Origin of the sequence: uncultured Caldilinea sp. (genome assembly GCF_937128415.1) — a bacterium.
Classification (GTDB): domain Bacteria; phylum Chloroflexota; class Anaerolineae; order Caldilineales; family Caldilineaceae; genus Caldilinea.
Genome location: NZ_CAKZMJ010000021.1, coordinates 23,422 through 33,463 on the forward strand (window position 1 = coordinate 23,422; position 10,042 = coordinate 33,463).

8 protein-coding genes are annotated in these 10,042 nt (G+C 62.9%); 1 reads left to right on the top strand and 7 read right to left on the bottom strand.

Translation table 11 applies throughout. The features are described from left to right. Positions 1-118: 118 nt before the first annotated feature. Positions 119-2,041, bottom strand: coding sequence for a DNA mismatch repair endonuclease MutL (mutL, locus tag Q0367_RS02445; RefSeq protein ID WP_298980805.1), 1,923 nt, complete (start codon positions 2,039-2,041; stop codon positions 119-121). A 185-nt stretch (positions 2,042-2,226) separates the two neighbouring features. Between mutL and Q0367_RS02450 the strand changes: the two genes are divergently transcribed. After that, on the top strand, positions 2,227-2,790 hold the full coding sequence (locus tag Q0367_RS02450; protein ID WP_298980807.1) for a hypothetical protein: 564 nt from the start codon (positions 2,227-2,229) through the stop codon (positions 2,788-2,790). Here the strand turns inward: Q0367_RS02450 and Q0367_RS02455 are convergent. The 6 genes from Q0367_RS02455 to Q0367_RS02480 form a co-directional block, all read right to left on the bottom strand. After that, positions 2,673-3,032, bottom strand: a complete 360-nt coding sequence (locus tag Q0367_RS02455; RefSeq protein WP_298980809.1) for a MoaD/ThiS family protein — start codon at positions 3,030-3,032, stop codon at positions 2,673-2,675. The genes Q0367_RS02450 and Q0367_RS02455 overlap by 118 nt on opposite strands. Then, positions 3,016-5,280, bottom strand: a complete 2,265-nt coding sequence (locus Q0367_RS02460; RefSeq protein ID WP_298980811.1) for a xanthine dehydrogenase family protein molybdopterin-binding subunit — start codon at positions 5,278-5,280, stop codon at positions 3,016-3,018. Before Q0367_RS02460 ends, Q0367_RS02455 begins: the two co-directional genes overlap by 17 nt. Positions 5,281-5,363: 83 nt before the next feature. Next, a complete protein-coding gene (locus Q0367_RS02465; protein WP_298980813.1) occupies positions 5,364-6,428 on the bottom strand; it encodes an Rpn family recombination-promoting nuclease/putative transposase in 1,065 nt (354 codons plus the stop codon). 9 nt (positions 6,429-6,437) lie between these two features. After that, positions 6,438-6,908, bottom strand: coding sequence for a (2Fe-2S)-binding protein (locus tag Q0367_RS02470; RefSeq protein WP_297629930.1), 471 nt, complete (start codon positions 6,906-6,908; stop codon positions 6,438-6,440). 6 nt (positions 6,909-6,914) lie between these two features. After that, complete coding sequence (locus Q0367_RS02475; RefSeq protein ID WP_298980815.1) at positions 6,915-7,796, bottom strand: xanthine dehydrogenase family protein subunit M; 882 nt, start codon at positions 7,794-7,796, stop codon at positions 6,915-6,917. 146 nt (positions 7,797-7,942) lie between these two features. Continuing rightward, positions 7,943-10,042: penicillin acylase family protein (locus tag Q0367_RS02480; RefSeq protein ID WP_298980817.1), on the bottom strand; the 2,100-nt coding region annotated here is incomplete at its 5' end.

The window sequence follows — 10,042 nt, forward strand, 5'->3', positions numbered from 1 at the left end:
AGCGAACGCCGTCGGTTCATTCTCGACAGACGAGCCATCCGAACATGGGTCATCTCGCAAAGCCTTCCGGGGAGCCTTCCCTTGGAAGGCTTTGCGTTGAGAGGTTGTGAATCATCGACTAAATCCGCCCGAACGCTTTTTCCAGCTCACTGGCGGAGAGTTGAATCATGGTCGGACGGCCGTGCGGACAGGTGCGCGGGGACTGGCATCGCTCCAACTGCCGCACCAGCTCCTGCATTTCCAGGTCGCTGAGCAATTGCCCCGCTTTGACGGCGGCGCGCTTGCACACCATCTTGACCAGCGTCGCCTCGACGGTTTCATCGACCAGGTTGCGTCGCTCTCCAAGCGCAGCCACGATCTCTTCCAGCACCCGCATGGGGTCTTCCCCCGCCAACACGGCGGGCGCCGCGCGCACGAGAAAAGCGTCGCCGCCGAAGGGTTCGATCTCGAAACCGATGCGCTGAAGCGTTTCCAGATGCGCGGCCACCAGCCCTGTGAGGCGGGCGCCGACGTGGAGCGTCAGCGGTTCAAGCAGATGCTGCTTCGCCACTTCGCCGTGCTCCCCGGCGCGCTGCATCATGTACTGTTCGTACAGAATGCGCTCATGGGCAGCGTGCTGGTCGATGAGAAACAGTCCCTCTGGCCCTTCGGCCACAATGTAGGTTGCGCCGATCTGGCCAACGACGCGCAGCGGCGGCAATTTGGGAAGCTCGCTGCGCAGCGCAGGCGCCGAGGAGCTGGAAAGAGACGCCGGTCGCGCAGGCTGATCGCGCTCCTGCGGAGAGAGATACGACGGCAAAACGCCCGTCGAGCGAGGCGGCGGCGGCGCCAGGTCCAGGGGGGCTTGCTCGCCCGCAGCGAGCATCGCCGCGCGACGACTCGCCCAGCCGTCGGGCCAAATGGAGGGCGTCTCGTCGGTGGGTTGCAGTCGCCCTTCCTCATCGACGCCCAGCTCCGGGATCGGCGCAGCGCTGACGACCGCGCGTCGCACCGCCTTTTGCACCGCCGCAAAGACGCGACGCTCATCGACGAAGCGCACCTGCGTCTTCTGTGGGTGCACGTTGACGTCCACCTGCCCCGGATCGATCTCGACGAAAATCACCGCCATGGGGAAGCGGCCGACGGGCAGCAGCGTATGATACGCCTGCACCACCGCGTGCGTGAGGCTGCGATCTTCGACGTAGCGGCGGTTGACGAAGAGGTCGATGGCGCTGCGATTGGCGCGCGTCAGAGAGGGCAGGCTCACGTAGCCGGAGACGCGCACTGCGCTGCGGTCGAACGTCTCCGGCGTTGACAGGGGCGCGTCGGCGCGGAAATCGACGTCGTGCGCCAGGTCCTCGAGACCTGCGCCGCTGCGCAGCGGCGAGCCCGTCAGACTGACCATCTGCACTGCGTTCTCGCGCCCGTAAATCAACAACAGGACGTCGAAGAGGTCGCCGCTGCCGGTCGACTGAAAGACCAGGCGTCCGTCGTTGATGAAACTGAAGCGCTTCTCCGGGTGGGCAAGCGCGTAGCGCTGCACGATGGCGGCGATGTGGCCGGCTTCGGTGGCGGCGGCGCGCAAAAATTTCTGACGAGCAGGGACGTTGAAAAACAGATTTTCCACGCTCACCGTCGTCCCAACCGGTGCGGCGGCGCGCTTCGTCGACTGCAGCGCGCCGCCCTCGACGCGCACGCTGGCGGCGAAGGGCTGGTCGGCTGGCCGGCTGGTCAACGTGACCTGGCTGACGGCGGCGATGCTGTAGAGCGCCTCCCCGCGGAAGCCGAAAGTGACGATGTGGTTGAGATCGTCCACGCTGCGCAACTTGCTGGTGGCGTGTCGTGCAAAGGCCAGCGGAAGCTCCTCTGCAGGAATGCCGCAACCGTTGTCGATGACGCGCAACAGCCGACGCCCGCCTTCGCGCACCTCCACGCGAATTTCGTCTGCGCCGGCGTCGAGGCTGTTTTCCAGCAACTCTTTCACGACGTTGGCCGGACGCTCCACCACCTCGCCTGCGGCAATCTTAGCGGCGACTTCCGATGAGAGAATCTGAATGGCCATGCAGTGAATTATAACAGAAGGGAAATCGTCCGGATCAACCGCGCAAATCGTGCTATAGTAAAGCCACGACGGATTCAGCTGGGACGTCTTCCCCGCCGTCCTCTCCTCATCCGGGCTGAATCCGCCGTCGATGCATCGTCGCCGTCGTCATTGAATCGGTCGTTTCCGTTCATCGAAAGGAGAAGATGATGCATATCGCTGAACCATTACATCGCCTCATACGCGTTCCATGGGTGTATGTCGTTGGGTTTCTGTTCGTGATCGGGCTGGCTGTGTGGGCGCCCTCCAGAGAGAACGCCTTTGCCCAAGGCGGGCCAGGCGCCGCCTCTCCCACCATCGGCACCATTCCCCCGCCGTTGCTCGCAACGGTGACGGTGCTGCACGCTGCGCCCTTTGACGCCACGCCCGCCAATACGGCGGTGGATGTTTGCGACCTGAACGCTCAGGTGTTGCCGGGCCTGGCGGGCGTCGTGTATCAGGAGGCGCGCACGGTGCAGGTGGAGCCAGGCCCGAAGAGCTGGAGCGTGGCGGCCGCCGACGGGACGTGCAGCGCCGTCTTGCTGGCGTTGCCGACGCTGACGCTGCCGCCGGCCAGCCATACGCTGATCGCGATCACAGGGGACGGGGTCAATTATCCGGTGGAAAGCGTCGTCGTGACGCTGGAGGCCGGCGGCCTCATTCTGTACGCGCCGCTGATTGCCAATGAGGTGGAGGATGCAGAGCCGCCGGAGATGGCCGGCACGAAGTGAATTTCGGAAGGCTCGTTGAGGCGCTGCCGCAGGCCGCGCGTGCTGATGACGCCGTTGACAGCGACGGCGATGCCCGGCCGCAAGGTGTCGCCCTGCGTGAGCCGCGCAGCCAGGCCGGGAAAACGCCGCTCTAACGCCGCCACGATCTCGCCGACCGTGGCGGCTTCAACCTGCACGCGTTCTGCGCCGGCGGTCAGGTCGCGGTGCACCGGCGGAATCCACACTTCATGCAGCGGCGCCATCCTGCGTCTTCCTCGCCAGTGCGGCGACGATGCGGGGCGGAGACATCGGCAGCTCGGTCATGCGCACGCCGATGGCGCGATAGATGGCGTTGGCGATGGCGGCGGCCGGCGGCACGATCGGCACCTCACCGACCCCGCGCACGCCGTAAGGATGCCCCGGATTGGCGACCTCGACGAGCACGGTGTCGATCATCGGCAGGTCGAGCGCGGTGGGCATGCGATAGTCCAGCAGGGTGGCGTTGAGCAGCCGCCCCTTTTCGTCGTACACATACTCCTCGTTCAGCGCCCAGCCGACGCCCTGCGCCACCCCGCCCTGGAGCTGCCCTTCCACATAGCTGGGGTGAATGGCTTTCCCCACATCCTGCGCCGCCGTGTACCGCAAGATGCTCACCTTGCCGGTCTCAACGTCCACCTCGACGTCGACGATATGCACGCCGAAGCCTGGGCCGTAGTTCTGCGGGTGCACGGCGGCGCTGGCCGTCACCGGCGTATCGAGCTTGCCCGCCAGCTCGCGGAAGGAGAGAGACTCGCCGTTGTGTGCAAAGACGCCGTTGGCGACGCTCACTTCCTCGACAGGCACGCCCCAGTAGTCGGCGGCGCGCTGCCGCATCTCGGCCAAAATCTTCTTGCCCACCTCATAGACCGCCCAGCCGGTGCCGAAGGTCGTGCGGCTGCCGCCGGTGACGTCGTTATAGCCGACGCCGGCCGTGCCCACCACCTGCGGCCGCACATCCTCATAGGGGATGCCGAGCGTCTCGGCCAATTGCATGGCGATCGAGGCGCGGCTGCCGCCGATGTCCGTCGAACCTTCGATCAGGTTGACGGTGCCGTCGCGATTGACGGTGGCGGTGGCGCTGGATTTGCCGCCCCAGTTGAACCAGAAGCCGGTCGCCACGCCGCGGCCGCGATGCTTGCCGGTGAGGGGCGCAGTGTAGTGGGGGTGGTTGCGCGCCGCCTCCAGCGTCTCGATCAGGCCGATGCGTTTGTATTCTGGGCCATCAGCGCGACGGTCGCCCTCGCGCACGGCGTTGCGCAGACGAAACTCGATGGGGTCCATGCCCAACTTTTCCGCCAGCTCGTCTACGACCGTCTCCGAGGCGAACGCTGCGTTGGTGCCCCCTGGCGCGCGGTACGCAGCCGCCTTAGGACGATTGACGACGACATCATAGCCGTCGATCTGCACGTTCTCCAGTCGGTAAGGAGCGAAGATCACGCCGCAGCCTGCGCCGACAGGAGAGCCGGGGAAGGCGCCGGCTTCATAGATCAGCTCCGCCTCTGCTGCGGTGATCACGCCATCCCGCCGTGCGCCCATCTTGACGCGGATGTAGGAGCCGGAGGTCGGCCCGGTGGCGGCCAGCACCTCGGCGCGCGTCATCACCATCTTAACGGGGCGATGGCCGGCCTTGCGCGAGAGCAGCGCGGCCAGCGGCTCCAGATAGACGTTGATCTTGCCGCCAAAGCCGCCGCCGATCTCGGTCGGCGTGACGATGATGCGCGAGACCGGAATCTGGAGCAGCTCCGCCAGTTGCTCCTGCACAGAGAAGGCGCCCTGTGTGCTGCACCAGATGAACAGCTGGCCGTCCTCGTTCCACAGCGCGGTGGCGTTCTGCGGCTCGATGTAGCCTTGATGCACCGTGGCGGTGTGGAAGATGCGTTCGACGATCACGTCGGCTTCGGCAAAGCCCTTCGCCAGGTCGCCCCGTTGGTGGCGAATATGCTCCGCCACGTTGGTGGGGCGATCGCCCAGCTTGCCCAGCTCGTTGGTGCGCAGATCGTCGAGCAGAATCGGCGCGTCGGGCGCCATGGCCTGCTTGCCGTCCAGCACATGTGGGAGCACTTCGTATTCAACCCGAATCAGCGAAAGCGCCTCCTCGGCGATGTGCACATTGTCGGCGGCCACGGCGGCGACGGCATGGCCGTAGTAGAGCACTTTGTCGTGCGCCAGGATGTTGCTGCTGGCGTAGCGCAGATTGACGGTGGATTCGCCCAGGTCGGCGATCTTGTCGCTGATGGCGGGCATGTCTTGCGCCGTGATGACGGCGTGCACCCCGCGCAGAGCCAGCGCCGCCGAGGCGTCGATGGAGAGGATTCTGGCGTGTGCGTGGGGGCTGCGCAGCACCTTGCCATGCAACATGCCGGGTAGCCGCACATCGGCGCCGTAAATGGCTCGGCCCGTCACTTTGTCGACCCCATCCGGGCGCACCGGTCGCGTGCCGATAACCTTGTACGGTGAAGCTGTCGTTGTCATGGGTTCCGCCTTTTTTCTCTATTGCGTGTTGCGTTTCGTGGCAAAGGGCTGCACCGAACACGGAGCACGCAACACGAACCATTTCACATTTTCTGATAGACTTTCCTCAGATCTTCAGGCGTCTCGGCAAAGCGGATGGCTTCATGAACCGCTCTGAGCAGCGCTATATCTTCGAGCCGCGCAATTTCAGGCAAAAGGGCCAGGCCATCAAAGCCAAACTTGAGCTCCAGGGCCAGTCGAATTCCGTCAAGGAGCCCTTGTTGCAGCCCTTGTTGCAGCCCTTGTTGCAGCCCTTGTTGCAGCCCGCGTTGTAGTCCTTCGCGTAGACCCATCTCCTGTCCTTCGACAAACCCTTGATGCAAGCCCCGCTTCATGCCTTCTTCGATCCACTGCTCGGCGATTGTCTTCATGGTTTGTTCTCCTTCCTCATGGAAAGTTTCCTCAACCGCCCGTCGTAGATCGCTCCCCGTGACTTGATCGGTGGCGACCGAGAAATATCGCAGCAAGACTTCCAACGCACGGAGGCCGGTCGGCTGAGAAATCACCTCATGCAAGAGCCTGAATATGTCATGCAGTCGCGCAGGCAATTCTGGTCGGAAAATATATTTTAGCGCCATCACAGCGACGCGCAACGTGATTTCCCCCTTGAGTTCGTCGTCGCTGTAACTGGACAGATCGCACAACCAATAACGAAAGTCTGGCGTGTATGGACGTAGCGCATCCGGCAGCTCGTCAAAGAGGTCTTGCAGCCGGTCAGAAAGGCGCCATGTCGCTGCGCCATGATAGACCACGACAGGGAAGATCGGCTGCAAGTTGTCAAGATCGCGCAGGTCGTTGTCCCAGATGCGCGTCATATAGCGCAGCAACTGATAACAAACCTTACGGTCGGGATAGCTTTTATGTTCCATCAGCAGGTAGACATATGCATCTCGCTCTCCCCTCAAACGGACCTTGTATAGGAGATCTGAAAAGTAAGTGCGCAGCTCCGGATCCACATAGGAGTCCTTCATCGGCTCCGGAGCTTCGGAAAGATCGAGCAATTCAGTAATCTCGCCCGGAAGATAATAGCGTAAAAAGTCGCTCGCAACCTTCGGATCAGCCAGCGCCTCGCGAAAGAACCGATCGTGCGGATTGGTGATTTCTGTCATGGCCGAAATTTACAACGCATCCGCCGCATCGAGGACAGCGCGTATGATCTTATCGTAGCCGGTGCAGCGGCAGAGGTTGCCGGCGAGCCAGTGGCGCACCTCCGCCTCCGTTGGGTCGGGATTGTGATCGAGCAGCGCTTTGGCCGCCAGCAGAAAACCGGGCGTGCAGACGCCGCACTGCAGGGCTGCATGTTCAAGGAACTTCTGCTGCAGAGGATGCAGGCGCCCGCCGACCGCCATTCCTTCGATCGTCTCGATCGTCCGACCTTCCGCTTCAACGCCCAAAACGAGGCAAGAATTGACCAGCACGCCGTCCAGCAACACGTTGCAGGCGCCGCAATTGCCGTTGTTGCAGCCTTCTTTGGCGCCGGTGAAGCCCAGCACGTCGCGCAGCACTTCGAGCAAACTTTGCCGGGGCTCGCATAGAAACTCAAATTCTTCGCCGTTGATGGTCGTGGTCACAATCACTTTCGATGACATGCGAATTTACTCCGTTGTTTGGGTTGCTCGTTCCACTGCTTTCGCCAGCGCGCGCCGCGTTAAGACGCCGACCAGGTGGCGACGAAATTCCGCCGTGCCGCGCATGTCGGTGATCGGGCGGGCGGCGGCTTGCGCGATCGCTGCAGCTTGCGCAAACGCCTCCTCGCCCACCTCGGCGCCGATCAACGCCTCACCCGCCTCGGGGACGAAAAGGGGCGTCGGCGCCACTGCGCCAAGCGCAACGCGCGCGGCGACGATGCGTCGCCGGCTCTCGTCGAGCTGCACCGCAGCGCCGACGCCGACGACGGCGATGTCCATCTCGTTGCGCGGGATGAAACGTAGATAGGCGCCGCCGAAACGCGGCGGGGGCGACGGCAGATGCAAACTGACGAGAAATTCTCCCTTGCCGAGCACCGTCTTGCCCGGCGCTACACAGAATTCCTCCGCCGGCACGCGCCGACGCCCCTGCGGCCGCGCGATCTCACAGACGGCGCTGTGCACAATCAAGGCCGGGATCGAATCTGCGGCCGGCGAAGCGTTGCACAGATTGCCGCCGAACGAGGCGCGCCCCTGAATTTGAATCCCGCCGATCAGCGAGGCGGCGTCCACGATGCCGGGGTACCGCCGGATCACGTCGGGGTGTCTGTAGATGCGATAACAAGGCGTCGCTGCGCCGATGCGCAGCCCTTCGGTGGGGCTGTACGCGATCTCCTCGACTTCGGGAATGCCTTTAATGTCGATCACCAGGTCGGTCTCGATCCGTCGCTCGCGCAGCGCCACGATCAGATCGGTGCCGCCGGCCAGAATGCGCGCCCGACCCTCCTGTTGCAACAACAAGGCGGCTGCATGCTCTGCATTCTGCGCACGAATATAGCGAAAAGCTTGCATGAATCGACTCCCAAGAATTACATGATGGCGTCGTGTCGTCTGTTTCCGTTTGCGCCGTGAATCAATCTGCTTGCGTATTGAAAGGGTTGCGACTTTGATTATACCATGTTTTGAAGTGATTCCGAGTTTCGCATGAGAACATTCCTTTACCTCGGCAACAACCACAGAGTCTCCCCGCGCACATTTTCTTTGCCGAACAGCATCGGCAAATACTCGACGTCCCGGTGGCGGCGGATCAGGTCGTCGTAGTGGCGGCTGAGCACATTGCCCGATTGCCCGGTGGTGATCATGAAACGACTGTTGACCATGTTGCTCAGGTCGATGATATGACGATAGCCGGGCGTGTGAGTCTGCACGTAGGGCTCCGACAATTTGACCGGCGCCACATTGACGGTGTAGCGGTCGCCGCCGTTGGGAATGGTGCGATGGAAGATCCCTCTCAGATAGTTCACCTCGCTGAACGGGTTGTGCGGGTACTGGGTGATGTGAATGCGATCCCAACGCCAGCGGTTGATGTCTTCGCCCATGCGCGCACTCAGATCCTCCAGTGCATTGTCGAGGGCGACCTGTGCCGTATCGGTGCAGCTTTCAATCGGGACGGACAACACATTGTCGCACCAGACTGCGGCCAGCGCCGGGTCGTTGAGCACGTTGGTCAGGAAGATCGGGTTGGCGCGCGTAGACATCTCCTCGAAAAGCGTAGCGCGCAGGTCATCCTCAAACAGCGCCCGCTCCAAATGAAGCATCCATGCCTGGTAGATGGCGACCGCTGCGCTCTCCATACGCATGACGCCGTCGAACTCTCTGAGCAAATCGATCGCCTGCTGCTGGCGTTCATCCTTCGCCGGCACGGAAAGTAGGAAAGGCAAAAGGTCGCGCACTTGCGCGCTTTCCCAGTCCGCCTGCATGGCAGCGACGTCGTCCATCGAAATCCTACGTCCGTTGCTGCTCCGTTCTTCGATCATCTCGACGATGCGCTCGGCCCGATAGGGCGGCGCCCAGTCGGTGCTCAACAAGTAGGGATACTCTTCGCCGACGACGCGATTGTTGGCCGTAGCAATATATCCTTGGGGTGGATTGAAGGCCTGCGGCAGCTCGTCGAACGGAATGAAGCCCTGCCATTCGTATTCGCTCGCCCAGCCAGGCACCGGCAACCTGCCGTCGTGTCCTTCGACGCGAATCGGGATGCGGCCCGGCGCGAAGTAGCCGATGTTGCCGTCCACGTCGGCGTAGACGAAATTCTGGCTGGGCGTGACGAATTTCGTCATGGCGTCGATGAAATCCTCCCAGTCGTCGGCGTAGTTGAGCCTCATGAAGGCGTCAATGGTAGTGTCGCCGGGTTGCAGCGCCGTCCACTGCAGCGCCACCGGTTGGCCGGTGTCGCTGACGTCGGAGATCAACGGGCCATGACGCGTGCTGCGCGCCGCCCAGCGGATCGGCTCGTCCCGACCTTTGACGACGATCGGCTCTTCGACGATGGTCAGGTCTCGCCACTCGCCGTCGACCTCGTACTGGTTGGGATTGGCGGGGTTGAGCCGCTCGACGTAGAGGTCCTGCACGTCGGGGCCGACATTGGTGACGCCCCAGGCAATGCGGGCATTGTGGCCGATGACAATGGCGGGCAAGCCCGGAAAGGTGGCGCCGATGGCGTGCAGCCGATCGCCCTGCAGTTCAGCCAGATACCAGATCGATGGAATCGATGTGCCGAGGTGGGGATCGTCGGCCAGGATCGGCATGCCGGTCTCGGTGCGGCTGCCGGCGATCACCCAGTTGTTGCTGCCCGATTCGCGGCCGCCGCGGCCAAAGTCCTGTTGCAACTTTCGATCGATTTCCAACAGACGGGCGACGCCTGCGTCATCCAGTTGGACGTCCGCCAGGATGGTGATGGCGTTTTCCGGATAATCGGGCAGAAGCTGCGCCGCGCGCTCGGGTCCAAGCATCTGCACCAGCCGCTGATTCAGCAGTTCCAATTCGTAATTGCCGCCGAGATCCCACGACATCATCTTTTGCCAGACCAGCGAATCGGCCGGCCGCCACGGTTCGGGCCTGACGCCGAGGAGGAGGAACTCCGGCGGCAGCGTATGTCCTTCGCTGAGCCATTGGTTGACGCCGGCCGCGTACGCCTCCAGCGCCTGCCGGCTGCGCGGCTCGATCACCTCCAGGTCGGCCTGGGCTGCGCGGTAATAGCCCATTGTGCGCTGAAACTTGTCGATGGAGAGCGTGGCCTCGCCCAAAATTTCGCTCAG

Bases quoted from the DNA above. Each gene is read 5' to 3' on its own strand.
- mutL (WP_298980805.1), bottom strand. From the start codon at position 2,041: ATGGCCATTCAGATTCTCTCATCGGAAGTCGCCGCTAAGATTGCCGCA.
- Q0367_RS02450 (WP_298980807.1), top strand. From the start codon at position 2,227: ATGATGCATATCGCTGAACCATTACATCGCCTCATACGCGTTCCATGG.
- Q0367_RS02465 (WP_298980813.1), bottom strand. From the start codon at position 6,428: ATGACAGAAATCACCAATCCGCACGATCGGTTCTTTCGCGAGGCGCTG.
- Q0367_RS02455 (WP_298980809.1), bottom strand. From the start codon at position 3,032: ATGGCGCCGCTGCATGAAGTGTGGATTCCGCCGGTGCACCGCGACCTG.
- Q0367_RS02470 (WP_297629930.1), bottom strand. From the start codon at position 6,908: ATGTCATCGAAAGTGATTGTGACCACGACCATCAACGGCGAAGAATTT.
- Q0367_RS02475 (WP_298980815.1), bottom strand. From the start codon at position 7,796: ATGCAAGCTTTTCGCTATATTCGTGCGCAGAATGCAGAGCATGCAGCC.
- Q0367_RS02460 (WP_298980811.1), bottom strand. From the start codon at position 5,280: ATGACAACGACAGCTTCACCGTACAAGGTTATCGGCACGCGACCGGTG.